Below are 15,470 nucleotides of genomic sequence, written 5' to 3'. Positions count from 1 at the left end.
GTAAGGAGTGAATGTTATGGCAGATACACTACAATTGGAACAGGTCTCATTTGAAATCATTCTTCACGCCGGAAATGCGCGTTCTTCTGCAATGGAAGCATTGCAGCTTGTGAAACAACACGAATGGGAAACCGGATATCAAAAAATACAAGAAGCAGAATCGGAGCTGAGCCAAGCTCATCAGGCGCAAACCCGCCTTCTGCAAAAAGAAGCACAAGGCGAAGGCCTTTCACCCAATCTATTATTAATCCATGCGCAGGACCATTTAATGACAGCCATGACTGTAAAAGATTTGGCGAAAGAATTGATTCATTTATATCAAGAGCTTCAGAAAGGAAGAGAAAAATGAAGATCGCACTTGTATGTTCAGCTGGAATGTCTACGAGTATACTGGTCAAAAAAATGAGGGAAGAAGCGAAAAACCGTTCATTGAAGGCCGAAATTAATGCATATGCGGAGGCAGATTTGCCAAGTCATCTGGATGAAATTGATGTGATACTGATTGGTCCGCAGGTCCGGTATTTAAAAGGGCAAATGACAGAGCGTGCCGAGCCTTATCATACGCCCGTGGCCGTCATTGATCAAATGGCTTATGGAATGATGGACGGTGCAAAAGTGCTGAATCAGGCAATCAGCCTTGCAACCTGATGCCTCCTGCAAAGAACCGCGTTTTCTTTGAAAACGGGTTCTTTTTTTTGAAGTTTAAAAGAATGATTTTTTGAAAGCGTTTGTTTTTGTATAATAATTGGTAAAGGATGTGATCATACATGATTTCCTCACAAGTGAAATCCCAGTTGATTGAAATTGTCGGCTCTGTCAATTATGACGATTCGAACGCCGGACGGCTCGTCTATTCTTATGATGCGACACCCCAGTTTCAATCGATGCCTGACGCGGTCATAGCCCCGCGCAGCACAGAAGAAGTATCGCAAATCGTGAAAATCTGCAACACGCACCGCATTCCGATTGTGCCGAGAGGTTCAGGTACAAACCTTTGCGCCGGCACATGCCCGACTGAAGGAGGAATTGTCCTCCTGTTTAAGCATATGAATCGAATTTTAGAAATCGATGAAGAAAACTTAACGATAACCGTTCAGCCCGGCGTGATCACGCTTAATTTAATTCACGCCGCTGAAGAAAAGGGATTATTTTATCCGCCCGATCCGAGCTCGATGAAGATCTCGACAATCGGCGGCAACATCAATGAAAACTCGGGCGGCCTCCGCGGGCTGAAATACGGAGTGACACGCGATTATGTCATGGCGCTTGAAGTCGTTCTCGCAAACGGGGATATCATCCGCACTGGCGGCAAACTCGCCAAAGACGTTGCCGGCTATGATTTGACGCGTCTTTTCGTCGGTTCTGAAGGAACGCTCGGCATCATTACTGAAGCAACATTGAAACTCATCCCGGCACCCGAAACAAAAAAAACCGTCCTCGCCCTCTATCAAGATATCGACTCTGCAGCCCAAACGGTTTCAAATATCATCGCACACAAAATCATTCCGACGACGCTCGAATTTCTCGATCAGCCCACGATTCAGGTGATCGAAGACTTCGCGAAAATCGGCCTTCCCGTCCATGCCAAAGCGGTTCTCCTGATCGAACAGGACGGCACCGAGGAAGCAGTCCGCCGTGACATTGCCCTGATTGAAGAGATTTGCACAAAAGGAAATGCTGTGTCCGTTCAAACCGCGCAAACAGAAGCTGAAGCGGAAAATCTTCGGGAGGCCCGCCGCACCGCACTTTCCGCTTTAGCCCGTTTAAAGCCGACGACCATTCTGGAGGATGCCACGGTACCGCGCTCTGAAATTGCCGAAATGGTAAAAGCAATTAATACGATCGCCGAAAAGCACAAAATATCGATTTGTACATTCGGGCACGCAGGCGACGGCAACCTTCATCCGACCTGTACGACAGATGTCAGAAACAGTGAAGAAATGAAACGGGTCGAACAGGCTTTTGAAGACATCTTTAAAAAAGCGGTTGAGCTGGGAGGAACAATCACCGGAGAACATGGGGTCGGCGAAATGAAAGCTCCTTATCTGGAACTGAAGCTGGGCAAAGCGGGAATCGCCGCCATGAAGGCGGTAAAACAGGCGCTGGATCCTAACAGCATCATGAATCCCGGGAAGATATTTGCGAAAGACTCCCGCAAGCGGGTGGTGGTGACAAAATGACGACAGCTAACGAAAGAAAGGTCATTGAACAGCAGTTTAAACAAAGAATGGACGAGGAAGAGCTGCTGAATTGCATGCGCTGCGGCTTTTGTCTGCCGTCATGCCCCACCTATATCGAATCCGGTTTTCAGGAAAGCCATTCACCGCGCGGACGCATCGCGCTCATGAAAGCGGTCGTCGATGGGGCGATTGAGCCTGATGAGGATGTCGAACGGTCACTGGAGCTTTGCCTCGGCTGCCGGGCGTGTGAACCTGTATGTCCTTCAGGCGTAAACTACGGGCGCTTGCTTGAAGAAGCAAGGGATATTATTCAGCAGAACAAAAAACACACCCTTCCGGTTAAAGTGCTTCGCCGCGCGGTATTCAAAGGGCTTTTCCCCCACCAAAACAGAATCAGGGCGCTGACTGGAATACTCGGCGTGTATCAGCGTTCCGGCATGCAAAATGTGATTCGCAAATCGGGCTTACTTCGTCTTTTGCCGGACCATCTCGCGAAAATGGAGGCTGTTTTGCCGAAAGTTCCCGATATGAAACAGCTGAAAAAACGGCCGCACCTGCTCCCTGCGATCGGAGAGAGAAAAAAACGGGCCGCCTTTTTCTCGGGCTGCCTCATGGATACGTTGTTTTTAGATACGAATATGGCAACCATCGAGCTGCTGCGGCTGGCCGGCTGCGAGATCATCATTCCCGAACAGCAGACCTGCTGTGGTGCCCTCCACGGACACAGCGGCGAAAAGTCTGAGGCCATCCTGCTCGCAAAACGAAATATTCAGGCATTCGAGGATTCAAACGCGGACTTTATCGTGACAAATGCAGGGGGATGCGGAGCATTTTTAAAGGAATATGATCATCTCCTGAAAGATGACTCTGAATGGGGGAAACGGGCAGCGGTTTTTACAGGGAAACTGAAAGACTTTTCTTCCGTCCTGTTGGAGCTGAACTTTGATCAGCGATCCCTTGAACTGCCGCAGCAAATCGTCACCTACCAAGATTCGTGCCATTTGCGAAATGTCATGAACACCTCCGCTGAGCCGAGATACCTTATTCGCAGCATCAACGGCATTGAATTCAAGGAAATGAAAAATGCCGAAAGCTGCTGTGGATCAGCCGGTATTTATAACATTGTCGAATCCGAAATGTCGATGAAAATTCTCGATACAAAAATGGAAGCAGCAGCAGCGACCCGGGCCGCTACGATCGTTACAGCTAATCCCGGATGTCTGCTGCAAATGAAGCTCGGCATTGAACGAGCTGGGCTTACAAACCAAGTGAGAGCTGTTCATCTGGCGGATTTATTGCTGGAAGCCGTCCAGGAGTGACTAGGCGGCTCACATTTGGTATATTTCTCGGGAAATAAATCGAAATATGTCTTCTGCTGCTATTTCCGGACAGCAGGAAATTCTCCATTCGGCTGGATGAAGCGCAAACCTGTTACCTGTCCGGAATCGCCGGCTTCGAACCGGACGCTGAAACCCGGCAGGTTTTTGATTTGAAATGTCAACTCACGGTAAGGCTCAAGTTCGTAATCAGGCTGACCGGGCAATGAAACCCAGAGCGTCCGGTTGTTTCTGAAAGACACAACGACATCTGTTCCGTCTTCCAATGCATATTCGCCCGTTAAAGAAGCAAGAAATTCAGGATCGTACAACCGCTGATCCGGCTTCCTGACAAATTCGATTTCTCCAGCGCCTTCCGCCATTTCAAACGGTACGGAAAGGCGGCTGATATGTCCGTGTATATCAGCGATGAAAGATGAGAGCATCGCCATCTCCGTGAGCGGCATTTTCATCTCGAATATATTGTAATGATAATGCTTCAAAGGCATCACAAATGAATTGAAGAGCGCCTGTAACATACCGTCTTTACACTCTATTTTGATTTCACCGTAGCCGGGGTGCTCGTATACACCTGTGTAGTCCTTCAGGTCATGAGAAGGCTTCGTTCCTTCAATTTTGGTAAGATCCGCGGTTCGATCCACGCCTAAAGCCGCTTTCATTATTTTTTCCGCTTCGCCTTTCAGCCGGCCGTTCCAATCAATCTCTTCCAATCCAAGCAAGCGGTCAAAAATATTGTACGCCAGAACATTTGGGAGAAAGCTGCCGTTCATATTTGTCAAAATGGCAATCCCGATTTTTTCATAAGGCATGAAAGCAACAAGCGATGAAAAACCGTCAATATTTCCGCCATGATGAATCATATGACGGCCACGGTACGGTTCAACAAACCAGCCGAGCCCATAGCTGCAGACAGGGAGTTCCTTCGCTTTAAGAATGGAGTCGCAGGAAATGCAAGGCGTATGCAGCTCATGAAGGCTTCCCTCTGATAGAACACCGCTGAATTTGTCGCTACCAAGCTGAAGCAGCACCCAATTTGCCATATCCAAGGCATTGGAATTGATCGATCCAGCCGGCCCGATCACATCGATATTGCGAAAAGGAATTTTTTCAACTGTTCCGTTTTTCTCTTGATATGGAAAGGCAAAATCGGAAAGCTTTTGCATATCTTCGACCGAGAAGCTGCTGGATGTCATGTGCAAGGGTTTGAAAATCCGCTCATGAACAAACTCCTCCCATGTCGTTCCCGCTATTCTTCCTGCAAGATAACCGGCCGTCATGTACATCAGGTTCTGATACTGCCATTTTGATCGAAAATCCAGATTCGGCTCAAGGTAGCGGAGCCGTCTGAAAAGCTCTTCCCTTGAAAAGGAGGAATTATACCACATCATTTCGTGTCTTGGGAGGCCCGAACGATGGCACGCCAGATCACGGGGAGTCATCCGTTCGGTTGCCACCGGATCATACATCTTAAACTCCGGGAGGTATTCCCTTACCGGCTTGTCCCATTCCATTTTCCCTTCATCAGCCAAAACCGCCATCGCCGCCGTTGTAAATGCCTTGGAAGCGGAACCGATCGCAAATACCGTTTCCGGGTTCACTTTTAATTTCCGTTCTTTATCCCTGAATCCAAACCCTTCCGCCATGATGATCTCGTCTTCCTTAATGACTGCAACAGCGGCTCCGGGAACGTTCCACTCCTTCATTTTTTCCAGGGCAAATGCCCGAAAGCCTTTTAATTCCTTTATAGGCTGTCTCATTTTACTCTCCTCTCTTGATTTAAGCGTCTTATGCCTGTTCCAGGTGTCCGTATTCCATACGTTTGTTCGCCCGAATGGTTTCATTTAGAGAAAATTTGTATATTTATTCACGAATTCCAAAAGATAGGTATAAGGCTGAAAATGTCTAAAAAACAAGGAGGTTTTGTTCAATGTTTGGATTTATTTGGTCATTGATCATCGGCGGAATTTTAGGCTGGCTGGCCGGCCTCATTATCAGACGTGATGTACCCGGAGGAATCATTGGAAATATTATCGCGGGATTTATCGGTTCATGGCTCGGCTCCATGATTTTGGGACGCTGGGGTCCGATGATCGGCGGATTTAATATCATTCCGGCTCTGATCGGTGCGATCATTTTGATTTTCATCGTCAGTCTTGTCATGAGAAGTATGGGCGGACGAAACCGCAATGCTCAATAATGGATGATTTACGACGGTTTCATTAGAAACCGTCGTTTTTTATTTCATTCTGCTGCCGTCTTTTATATAATTAATTAGAAACACGAAATATTTTCAAGGGGAGGCTGTACATTGGAAAAAGTGGCAGAAAAAAGACCGAAGCGCTCTGAGGTGCCGCAGGAACTGACTTGGAATCTTACTGATTTATTTTCTTCTTATGAAGCTTGGGAAGACGCACTTGTGAAAATTGAGGAAGATCTCGTATCCATCGGCTCATTTAAAGGAAGGCTTCACGAAGGAGCTGACGTGTTGCTCGATTGTTTAATGCTGCAGGAAAAACTGCTAGAGCGCCTAGTCCGGGCCGCCGCCTATACTCACCTCAGAAAGTCCGAAGATTTGACAAACCCCGTCAACCAAGCCGACGCTTCAAGGATGGCCGCACTTCAAGCAAAACTAAACGCCGGGCTTTCATTTATCCAATCGGAAATTCTCGAATTCCCCGAAAATCAAGTGGAGACGTACATAAAAAATGAGAAAGGACTGGAGCCTTTCAGCAAAATGCTGTCCGAGATAATGGAGCGCAAGCCGTATAAGCTTGCTCCCGAAACAGAGGAAGCGTTAGCCGTTTTAGGCGAAGTGCATGATGCACCGTACAAAATTTTCGGGATGGCGAAGCTTGCAGATATGCAATTTTCACCGATTCAGGACCGGAACGGCAATGAGTTGGCCAATTCGTTCGCGTTATATGAAGGAAAATACATGTTCTCTCCTGATACGCATATTCGCAGAACCGCCTTTGACTCCTTTACAAATACCCTGCAAACATACAAAAATACCATCGCCGCCGTCTATGAAACAGAAGTCAAAAAACAGGTCGGCATGTCAAGGCTTCGCGGATATCAATCCGCCACCGATATGCTTCTTCAGCCGCAAAGCGTCACGCTCGAAATGTACCACAACCAGCTTGATGTGATTAAAAACGAACTTGCACCTCATATGCGCAAGTATGCCGCCTTGAAAAAACGTGTATTAGACCTCGACGACATGCGCTTCTGCGATTTGCAGGCTCCGCTTGATCACGACTTCAGTCCAAAGACGACTTACGAACAGGCCGGCCGGATGATCTTGGACGCTTTACAAGTGATGGGACCCGAGTACGCGGAAGTCATGGAAACCGCATTGACTGAGCGGTGGGTTGATCTCGCTGACAACATCGGCAAATCCACGGGTGCGTTTTGTTCAAGTCCGTACGGAGTGCATCCCTTCATTTTGATGACATGGACGGATACGATGCGGGACGCCTTTACCCTTGCCCATGAACTCGGTCATGCCGGTCATTTCTACTTGGCAAACCGCAAGCAGCGCATCATGAATGTCAGACCGTCTCTATATTTCATCGAAGCGCCTTCTACAATGAACGAAATGCTTCTCGCCCAGCATTTGTTTTCCAAAACAAATGACCGGAAAATGAAGCGCTGGGTCATCAACCAATTGATGGGCACGTATTACCACAATTTTGTCACCCATCTGCTTGAAGGGGAATATCAGCGGAGAGTCTACGAACTCGCCGAACAAGGGTGCGCACTTACCGCTTCCGTACTGTCTGAACAAACCACCGCCGTGCTGTCCGAATTCTGGGGCAGCGGAGTGAAGCTTGATGAAGGGGCAGGTTTAACATGGATGCGTCAGCCGCACTACTACATGGGGTTATACCCTTACACCTATTCAGCCGGGCTGACAGCATCGACAATCGTCTCGCAGCAAATTAAAGAAGAAGGCCGCCCTGCCGTCGAGAGATGGCTGAACGTTTTAAAAACAGGCGGTACAATGAAACCGCTGGACCTGTTGAAACACGCGGGTGTTGACATGTCGACGGATCAACCGATACGCCAGGCAGTTGCGTATGTCGGAACATTGGTTGACGAGCTCGAAAAACTGTATGATCCAAAAGAAGGCCGGCCTGATTAACAGCCGGTCTTCTTTTATGCGGTTACAGACTGCCGAACATCGGATTGCCTTTCATTCCGATCCATAAGTCTGATTGCTCTAATAAATGTGCGGTGCGAAGCAGCCAATGTTCCTTTCCTTTCGGTGCCGTCACTTGAACGCCGAGCGGTAAACCTTCATTTGTGAGGTGGACCGGGACGCTCATCGCAGGCTGTCCGGTTAAGTTGGCAAGCTGTGTGAATGGTGTATATGTCAAGCTTTTCAAAAACATTTGATAAATCAACGACTGCTGCTCATTTTTTTCCAGCTCACTCACTTTCAGGAGCGCTTCGGCTTCTTTTTCGGTATGAGTAAGCTCGCCGACCTTTGGAGCGGGGTAAGCCGTTGCAGGGGTCACATACAGATCATAGGTCTCATGAAACGCCGCCATTTGTGCAGCTGCTTGATCCCAGGAAGCAAGGCTTGCCGTAAATTCGGCTGCCGACACTTTTTTGCCTGCTTCATTAAGCACCCATGTGACAATTTCAACATCCTGAACAGTGATCGCTCTTCCAAGCGTTTTTTCCATTCCCAGAATCATCGCGGAAATTTCACCGCTGTTCATTAAGTAGTAGTTCTCCATTAACCGGAGTCCATCAACGCCGTTCGCCTGCTCTTCGACGCGGTGTCCCTGCGCTTCCAGCCATTTAACGGTACGGTGGACGGCTTGTTTGGCTTCATCACTGACAGGCGTTCCGACGGGTGATTCTACAGAAAATGCGATATTCAACGGGCGCTCCAGCCCTTTTTTCATATCCTCTTCATAATGGCCCGGAAATAAAGGCGTTTGAAAAGCGGCTTCAGGCTGAACGGTTTGCAGGATATCAAGGAGCGCAGCGCTGTCCCTGACCGTACGGGACAGCGCAAAATCGATCGATGCTCCCTGCCATTGCCGCCCGACGCCCGGTCCTACAGGCGTTCTGCCCCGGGTCGGCTTCAAACCGAATAGCCCGGTAAATGAAGCGGGGATCCTAATGGAGCCTCCCCCGTCACTAGCCCCTGCAAGGGGAACGATTCCGGCCGCAACCGCTGCAGCGGAACCGCCGCTTGAACCGCCGGGTGAATAATCGGTGTTCCAGGGATTTCGCGACGGTCCGTATAATTCAGGCTCAGAAATATTTTTCAATCCGTATTCGGGCGTATTCGTTTGGCCGAGAAATAAAAAGCCGGCGCCGCGCAATTTAGCAACGAAATTCGAATCGCGCTTTGGTTGATAAGATGAAAGCAGCTTGGCGCCGGCTGTAAGAGGCTCCCCTTTCAACGCTTGGGAAATGTCCTTTAAAAGGATCGGCACCCCGGCAAACGGCTGCTGTCTGATATCGAGCTGTCTGCATTCATGTTTGACTTGTTCTTTTCTCGTCCGAACGACCGCATTCAGTTCTGGATTGACTTCTTCAAGGCGGGAAAAAGCAGCATCGATTAATTCGTTCACCGTTACTTCCCCATGTTTGATAAGCTTAGATAAAGCAACTGCGTCATGCTTCATATAGTCAGATATATTCATATCAGTACCTCACTTTACTGTTCGCTTGTGTTTACTATTGTGCATGAGCCTTTTGAGGATTTCAATGTTTTCAGTTTAGATCAAAAAGGAGATGAGTGAAATGAATATTCGAAGGTTACACCCAGAACATGAGCCGCCGCTTGATTTACTGTTGACGGCAGACCCTTCCGAAAAACTGGTTATCGATTATCTCAAACGGGGACAATCCTATACAGCAGAAATCGACCGCCGGATTGTAGGTGTCTATGTGCTGCTGCCGACGAGACCAGAAACAGCAGAGCTCGTCAATATCGCCGTCAAAGAAGATCTGCAGGGAAAAGGAATCGGCAGACAATTGGTTATGCATGCGATTGAAACGGCAAAATCACAAGGATTTAAGACAATTGAAATCGGAACCGGGAATTCAAGCATCGGGCAGCTTGCGCTCTATCAAAAATGCGGATTTAGAATCACCGGCATCGACCGCGACTTTTTCTTGAGGCATTACGAGAAACCGATATACGAAAACGGCATGCGCTGCATCGATATGGTTCGCTTAGCGCTCGATCTTTAAAAAATCCGCCGGGCTCCCCGGCGGATTCTCGTCAATATTCTTCAAAATAGGACTGGATCTTTTTCGGATCATCTGTTTTGGTCAGCGCCAGCATCAGCAAAATCCGGGCTTTCTGCGGGTTCAAAGAGTTGGAAGCCAATATGTTTTCCTTTTCAAGATCAGGATTGGGCGTGACAACCCCGCTGCCGGTGCGTGTAGAACGCACGACTGCCGCCCCTTTTTTCACCGCTGCGACTGCCCCTTTTTTCGCCTCGTCAGAGACTGAACCGTTTCCGCTTCCCGCATAGATAATGCCTTTCGCTCCCGCCTTGATTGCAGCGTCAAACAGATAGCGCCCGTCGTTTTGATACCCGTATATGATGTCGACTTGAGGAAGCAGATTGATCTTGGAAATATTAAAATCGGTATCTTTCGTATGCTTTTTTGTGATGTCATTATGAAAATAGATGCCGTCGGCAATATTGCCGAGGTAACCCATTTCTTCCGACTTGAAAGTGTCAGGAGCTGTCGTATGGGTTTTCGTCACATATCTTGCCGCAGCAATCCGGTCATTCAGCACCACCATGGTTCCTTTCCCGTAAGCTTCCTTGCTCGCAGCGACCTTTACAGCATTGTACAAGTTGGCAGGCCCGTCGGCTCCAATCGCTGTGGAAGGCCGCATAGATCCGACCACAACGACGGGTTTATCGCTTTTGAGGACGAGATTTAAAAAATAAGCCGTTTCTTCCAAGGTGTCCGTTCCGTGAGTGACGACAATTCCATCGACATCATCTGAAGCTAAAAGCTTCGCAGTGCGCTTGCTCAATTTCAGGAGCGTTTTATTAGTCATATTCTGACTTCCGATGTTTGCCACTTGTTCTCCGCTGATATTCGCGATATCCTTCATTTCCGGAACGGCTTCGATGAGCGAATCAATCCCGACTGCACCCGCTTTATAATTGGTCGTCGACGTTTTGGACTGATTCGCTCCGGCAATCGTCCCCCCTGTGGCTAAAATTCTTATGTTGGGCAGGCCCTCATTTCCTTGAGCAGTCTTAGCTGACGCAGTTTCCGTCTTCGCCCGGGCCTTTGTTTCATTTCGAGATTCGTTTGAACCGGAGCACCCGGCATTGATCAAAAGCAATAAGCCTAACACAATAAATAACATTCGTTTTTTCGTCATGTTTTGATCTCTCCCTGCTGCGAAGTCCGCTAATTATATATGTATTTTCTCTTTCCTCCTCTCTTTCATACCAGTTTAAAATGCATTTATACGCTGTCTATTTATATGTTAGATTTTCTTCTGCGTTTTTTTGCATTAAAAAAAGGGAAACCTCGTTTCCCTCTTCAGACCTTCTATTGTTTTAAAAAGCTGAATTCTTCCTTTATTTTTCTCAACAGCTCTTCATTGGTGAGCACATCATAGGCGGTGAATGCCATAGATTTTGCGCCGAGCATTAAGCCTTCGAACCCTTGGCTGCTCATGGCTGCCTCCCGAAACTCGGGTGTGTGGCACGCGTACGGTTCATCGCAAATTTGTACATAAGGATGAATGGAAGGTGCGATCTGGCTGACATTCCCCATATCAACTGAACCTCCTCCGTCCGCTTTTTCATGAATCGAATCGGGATCGACGCCCAACTCGATCATGTTTTGTGTAAAGGCGTCTGACAGCGTTTCATTTGTTTTCAAATCATCGTAAGACAGCTCATAAAAAGAGCTCTTAAGTCGGGCTCCAGTCGCAAGTGCGGCTGCTTTTGCACAATTTTTTACTTTATCGAGCAGTTCATTGACATAAGCACGTTCTGTTCCTCTGACATAAAACTGGGCAACCGCATAATCCGGCACAACATTTGCCGCTTTCCCTCCCTCCGGAATAATCCCGTGAATCCGGGCATCAGGGAGAATATGCTGTCTGAGCGCATTAATGCCGTTGAATGTCTGAATGACGGCATCGAGCGCATTGATTCCTTCGTGAGGCGCTCCCGCCGCATGCGAGGCCTTTCCGAAGAATTCGAATTGAATCGCATCCATCGCCAGCGATGTTCCGCTTTTTTCATGCCTGCAATACGGATGAACCATCATAGCGGCGTCCAAGTGATCAAAAACCCCTTGTTCAGCCATGGTTACTTTTCCGCCTTTCGTTTCTTCCGCAGGCGTTCCGTAAACATACACTTTCCCTCCGCATGATGCGATGACTTTGCTGACGCCGATTGCGGCGCCGACCGCCATCGTGCCGATCAAATTGTGCCCGCAGGCATGGCCAAGGTCAGGTAATGCATCATATTCAGCCATAAACCCGATGGCAGGGCCGGGACGGCCGCTGTCAAATTCGGCCGTAAACGCCGTCGCAAGGCCGCATGTTCCTAACTCCACCTGAAAACCGTGTTTTTTCAGCTCCTCGGACAGAATCTTTGAAGCTTTGAATTCTTCATGCCCCAGTTCAGGGTGATTGCCTATATACTGGCTGATATGCAGCAGCTCTTCACGAATATGTTCGATCTCTTTCTCAATTTGTTTTTTCATAACGGTTCTCCCTTCTCCATTACCGGAAGTTCTTTTCCAGGGTTGACAAAGTAAAGCTCATATCCTCAAAATGATTAAATATATAATTATATGAATATTAATACATTATAAAGGAGACGAACGGAATGAGCAATGGCACCCCCCAGAAAATAAAATTGCACTTCCCTCATACTTATGCTTTGATTTTTTTCATTATCATTTTAGCTGCACTGGCTTCATACTTCATTCCATCAGGAGAATTTGAACGGGTTGAAGAAGACGGCCGAACGGTTATCGTACAAGGGAGCTACACACAGACTGACGCCGGTCCGGTCGGTTTTTTCGAGATGTTTAAAGCCATACCGGAAGGCATGATTCAATCGGCGGATATTATTTTTTACATCTTTTTAATAGGCGGAGCTTTCGGCATCATCCATCAGACCGGGATGATTCGCGCAGGTGTTCATGTGCTCGTGCAGCGCTTGAAGAAACGCGGTTTCCTCCTGATTCCCGTCACCATGTTCGTCTTTTCCATCGGAGGCGCAACGATCGGTTTATCTGAAGAGACGATTATTTTTATTCCGATCGGCATCGCTGTTGCAAGAGCGCTTGGCTATGATTCAATGACCGGGCTGGCGATGATTTCCCTTGGCGCGGCTGCAGGGTTCACCGGCGGCATGTTGAACCCGTTCACAGTCGGAATCGCACAGACAATTGCGGAAGTCCCGGTGTTTAGCGCCCTCGGTTATAGATTGGCCGTTTATGCCGTCATGCTCGGTTTCTCCATTTTTTATGTCATGCGGTACGCCGAAAAAGTCAAAGCGCACCCAAATACCGGTTTGATGTATGGAAGCGAAACAGAGATGAATGAAGAGACAGCCGCAGGACACGCTGATCTTTCCTTCACCGGAAGACACGGCCTCGTCCTGCTGATTACAGCATTGGGCTTCGGCATCAATATGTTCGGTGTATTTCAATGGGAGTGGTTTTTAAGCGAGTTGTCGGCCGGCTTTCTCATCATCGGCTTTGCCGCCGGCCTTGCGGGAGGACTCGGCATCAACAACACCTTCCATTCATTTGTTGACGGTATGAAACAGGTTGTATACGGAGCGCTGATTGTCGGCTTCGCCCGTGCCATTGTCATCGTATTGGAAAACGGACAGATTATCGATACGATCATCAACAGCCTTGCTTCAGCCATCAGCTCACTTCCGAACGAAATCAGCGCCATTGGCATGTTCGCCGTGCAAATCGTGATTAACACATTTATTCCATCCGGAAGCGGACAGGCAGCCACAACGATGCCGCTTATGGCGCCGCTGGCCGATTTATTGGGATTCGAACGCCAGATTGCCGTATTCGCGTATCAATACGGAGACGGAATCACCAACTCCATCATCCCGACCTCCGGTGTACTGATGGCTTCGCTGTCAATCGCAGGCGTCACTTACGAACGCTGGGTCAAGTTTGTCTGGAAGCTGGTCGCAGGCTGGATTTTCATCGGCGCCGCCGCAATTGTTATCGCCATGATCATCGGTATTAAGTAAACATCCGGTCCACAATATGCAGCCGGAGCCCCCGGCTGCATTCCTCATACATGTCTCCGTCTCCCTGACCATAGAGAAGCCTAAACCATCAAAACCGGCGTTTCTGAGACGATTGATCTACTAAATTTTAAGCTCAGGTTAAGAAAACCCGAAAATGGGACTTTTTATCCACCATAGTCCAATTTCAAAATTCATCAACAAAGTGGCGGATTCTAAACAAAACACTTATATTTTTCACCTGTTCTGCCTTGTCATGGCTAAGGTGGAAAATGGATCAATCTCAATTAAATGCACCGTTTTGTAAGTCATTAGTTTTAGTCTATTCATACTACTCAAAGTTTGAAAACATGCCTAATCTTGCAAAACATTGACCAAAATTAGTATTTAACACCTATTTATTATTGATTCTTCAAACCTTAAAATGAGTGATGTTGTTTCTGTTTTTTTAAAGAAACTAAGGAAAAAGGAAGAATTATAATCAAATTTTCACTGTTAGATAAATGAAATGACCGGGACTTGAGTAAGATTCGTCCCGATGAAGGGCCTTTTTACCCTAACCACCTCATTCTTTTCATTTACATAACATTGAAAAAATAATAATAAAAAAGGAGACAGACCATGCGAAGTAAAAAGTTTTTTCTAATGATGCTTTTGATGATTGTAGCAGTCGTGTCAACAGCCTGCGGAGGCAGCAAAAGTGCGAGCGGAGAGAAAGAAGATACGAAAAAAGCAGATAATGCAGAAGTTAAAATACTAAGCTCCGAATATACGCTTCCGGATGATTCATCAACAAACCTGCACGAAAATGAACTTATACTAAAGATCAATGTTTCCGTTAAAAATACAGGAAAAGAACCATTGATGGTTGATAAAAGCCAATTCAGCCTTTACGAAGGCGACTCAAAAATGTCGGACGTCAGCGTATATGATGAAAGAAACAAGAGACTTCGTTCTTCCACGCTGAATTCTGACAAGGAAGTCGACGGAAATATCTATTACATCGTTGAAAAGGGCAAAAAGCTTCAGCTTGAATACACACCTGACATGTACGGTGAAAACAAAGCCGATCCTGTCAAATTCGAGATCGACGGCGGCAGCGACGATTTGCTGAAAACAGCCAAAAAACTTGAAGATCCGGCAAAAGCTTTGCTGGCTTACACAGATGTAACGATTTTCGGCAAAGATAATGATAACTTTGATAAACTGGTCGACGAAAATAAACGTGAAGTCGTTACCGATTACCTTGAAGGCGCTCAAAAATCAATCGTTCGCTCTTTAGGATATTATGATGAAGAAGATGTCGATAAAAAGAAATTGAATAAACTGATCAGCGCCATCCAAAACGCTTATCAAGAAAAATCTCAAGTCAAAGCAGTTACAAAATCAATTTCAGGCGATGAAGCAACTGTTGAAGCAACCGTTACACCAATCGATAATACGGATGTCCAAAAGAAAGTGAAGAAAAGACTGGAAGACTATGTGAAAGACAGCGGCAAAAACTTCATGTCCAGAGATGAATTGATCAATCCTGCGATTGACATCATGAGTGAAGAAATCAAAAAAGCACAGGCGACTTCAAGTGAGAAAACCGTTGAAGTTAAGCTTGAAAAATCAAAAAATGACAAATGGAAAATGGATGCTGATAATTACAAGACCGAACAATACTTCTCAAGCTTCCTTAAAAGCAACAACTAAAAAAAGCA

The 15,470-nt window shown here is 47.1% G+C and carries 13 protein-coding genes; 9 read left to right on the top strand and 4 right to left on the bottom strand.

What is annotated here, in order from left to right; genetic code table 11:
- Positions 1-16 precede the first annotated feature (16 nt).
- The 4 genes from MKZ04_RS18775 to MKZ04_RS18760 all read left to right on the top strand — a co-directional run bounded on the left by MKZ04_RS18775 (position 17) and on the right by MKZ04_RS18760 (position 3,499).
- Positions 17-349, top strand: a complete 333-nt coding sequence (locus MKZ04_RS18775; protein ID WP_020450044.1) for a PTS lactose/cellobiose transporter subunit IIA — start codon at positions 17-19, stop codon at positions 347-349.
- Positions 346-648, top strand: coding sequence for a PTS sugar transporter subunit IIB (locus MKZ04_RS18770; protein WP_023857786.1), 303 nt, complete (start codon positions 346-348; stop codon positions 646-648). The genes MKZ04_RS18775 and MKZ04_RS18770 overlap by 4 nt, the downstream gene beginning before the upstream one ends.
- Before the next feature lie 119 nt (positions 649-767).
- The gene (gene glcD / locus MKZ04_RS18765) at positions 768-2,180 is read left to right on the top strand and encodes a glycolate oxidase subunit GlcD (protein ID WP_341046689.1); all 1,413 of its coding nucleotides are present in this window, start codon (positions 768-770) and stop codon (positions 2,178-2,180) included.
- The gene (locus tag MKZ04_RS18760) at positions 2,177-3,499 is read left to right on the top strand and encodes a (Fe-S)-binding protein (RefSeq protein WP_328067005.1); all 1,323 of its coding nucleotides are present in this window, start codon (positions 2,177-2,179) and stop codon (positions 3,497-3,499) included. The genes glcD and MKZ04_RS18760 overlap by 4 nt, the downstream gene beginning before the upstream one ends.
- 59 nt (positions 3,500-3,558) lie before the next feature.
- Here the strand turns inward: MKZ04_RS18760 and MKZ04_RS18755 are convergent, their stop codons facing one another.
- Complete coding sequence (locus MKZ04_RS18755) at positions 3,559-5,274, bottom strand: serine hydrolase (protein ID WP_145929800.1); 1,716 nt, start codon at positions 5,272-5,274, stop codon at positions 3,559-3,561.
- A 170-nt stretch (positions 5,275-5,444) separates the two neighbouring features.
- Here MKZ04_RS18755 and MKZ04_RS18750 point away from each other — a divergent pair, with 170 nt between their 5' ends.
- Positions 5,445-5,714 carry a GlsB/YeaQ/YmgE family stress response membrane protein gene (locus MKZ04_RS18750; protein WP_017474015.1) on the top strand — a complete coding sequence of 90 codons (270 nt, stop codon included), beginning with the start codon at positions 5,445-5,447 and terminating at the stop codon, positions 5,712-5,714.
- Positions 5,715-5,825: 111 nt separating this feature from the next.
- Positions 5,826-7,661 (top strand): oligoendopeptidase F, encoded by a 1,836-nt coding sequence (gene pepF / locus MKZ04_RS18745; protein ID WP_079289374.1) that lies wholly within the window; start codon positions 5,826-5,828, stop codon positions 7,659-7,661.
- 22 nt (positions 7,662-7,683) lie between these two features.
- Here pepF and MKZ04_RS18740 read toward each other — a convergent pair whose 3' ends face one another.
- Positions 7,684-9,183 carry an amidase gene (locus tag MKZ04_RS18740; RefSeq protein WP_079289373.1) on the bottom strand — a complete coding sequence of 500 codons (1,500 nt, stop codon included), beginning with the start codon at positions 9,181-9,183 and terminating at the stop codon, positions 7,684-7,686.
- A gap of 100 nt (positions 9,184-9,283) precedes the next feature.
- Here MKZ04_RS18740 and MKZ04_RS18735 point away from each other — a divergent pair, with 100 nt between their 5' ends.
- Complete coding sequence (locus MKZ04_RS18735; protein ID WP_039073159.1) at positions 9,284-9,736, top strand: GNAT family N-acetyltransferase; 453 nt, start codon at positions 9,284-9,286, stop codon at positions 9,734-9,736.
- A gap of 31 nt (positions 9,737-9,767) precedes the next feature.
- Here MKZ04_RS18735 and MKZ04_RS18730 read toward each other — a convergent pair whose 3' ends face one another.
- The gene (locus MKZ04_RS18730) at positions 9,768-10,898 is read right to left on the bottom strand and encodes a type II asparaginase (RefSeq protein ID WP_095292812.1); all 1,131 of its coding nucleotides are present in this window, start codon (positions 10,896-10,898) and stop codon (positions 9,768-9,770) included.
- A gap of 173 nt (positions 10,899-11,071) precedes the next feature.
- Positions 11,072-12,241 (bottom strand): M20 family metallopeptidase, encoded by a 1,170-nt coding sequence (locus MKZ04_RS18725; RefSeq protein ID WP_039073158.1) that lies wholly within the window; start codon positions 12,239-12,241, stop codon positions 11,072-11,074.
- Positions 12,242-12,366: 125 nt separating this feature from the next.
- Between MKZ04_RS18725 and MKZ04_RS18720 the strand changes: the two genes are divergently transcribed.
- Positions 12,367-13,767, top strand: a complete 1,401-nt coding sequence (locus tag MKZ04_RS18720) for a YfcC family protein (protein ID WP_274984846.1) — start codon at positions 12,367-12,369, stop codon at positions 13,765-13,767.
- Between the two features lie 618 nt (positions 13,768-14,385).
- Positions 14,386-15,462 carry a DUF4352 domain-containing protein gene (locus tag MKZ04_RS18715; RefSeq protein ID WP_341046678.1) on the top strand — a complete coding sequence of 359 codons (1,077 nt, stop codon included), beginning with the start codon at positions 14,386-14,388 and terminating at the stop codon, positions 15,460-15,462.
- Positions 15,463-15,470: the final 8 nt, after the last annotated feature.

The sequence above is a fragment of the Bacillus sp. FSL W7-1354 genome, assembly GCF_038002405.1.
In the GTDB taxonomy this organism is placed as follows: domain Bacteria; phylum Bacillota; class Bacilli; order Bacillales; family Bacillaceae; genus Bacillus; species Bacillus paralicheniformis.
Note: the sequence above shows the minus strand (reverse complement) of the source record. Positions and strands in the feature narration are given on the sequence as shown.

Bases quoted from the DNA above. Each gene is read 5' to 3' on its own strand.
- MKZ04_RS18775 (WP_020450044.1), top strand. From the start codon at position 17: ATGGCAGATACACTACAATTGGAACAGGTCTCATTTGAAATCATTCTT.
- MKZ04_RS18725 (WP_039073158.1), bottom strand. From the start codon at position 12,241: ATGAAAAAACAAATTGAGAAAGAGATCGAACATATTCGTGAAGAGCTG.
- MKZ04_RS18715 (WP_341046678.1), top strand. From the start codon at position 14,386: ATGCGAAGTAAAAAGTTTTTTCTAATGATGCTTTTGATGATTGTAGCA.
- MKZ04_RS18770 (WP_023857786.1), top strand. From the start codon at position 346: ATGAAGATCGCACTTGTATGTTCAGCTGGAATGTCTACGAGTATACTG.
- MKZ04_RS18730 (WP_095292812.1), bottom strand. From the start codon at position 10,898: ATGACGAAAAAACGAATGTTATTTATTGTGTTAGGCTTATTGCTTTTG.
- MKZ04_RS18740 (WP_079289373.1), bottom strand. From the start codon at position 9,183: ATGAATATATCTGACTATATGAAGCATGACGCAGTTGCTTTATCTAAG.
- MKZ04_RS18755 (WP_145929800.1), bottom strand. From the start codon at position 5,274: ATGAGACAGCCTATAAAGGAATTAAAAGGCTTTCGGGCATTTGCCCTG.
- glcD (WP_341046689.1), top strand. From the start codon at position 768: ATGATTTCCTCACAAGTGAAATCCCAGTTGATTGAAATTGTCGGCTCT.
- MKZ04_RS18760 (WP_328067005.1), top strand. From the start codon at position 2,177: ATGACGACAGCTAACGAAAGAAAGGTCATTGAACAGCAGTTTAAACAA.
- MKZ04_RS18720 (WP_274984846.1), top strand. From the start codon at position 12,367: ATGAGCAATGGCACCCCCCAGAAAATAAAATTGCACTTCCCTCATACT.
- MKZ04_RS18735 (WP_039073159.1), top strand. From the start codon at position 9,284: ATGAATATTCGAAGGTTACACCCAGAACATGAGCCGCCGCTTGATTTA.
- MKZ04_RS18750 (WP_017474015.1), top strand. From the start codon at position 5,445: ATGTTTGGATTTATTTGGTCATTGATCATCGGCGGAATTTTAGGCTGG.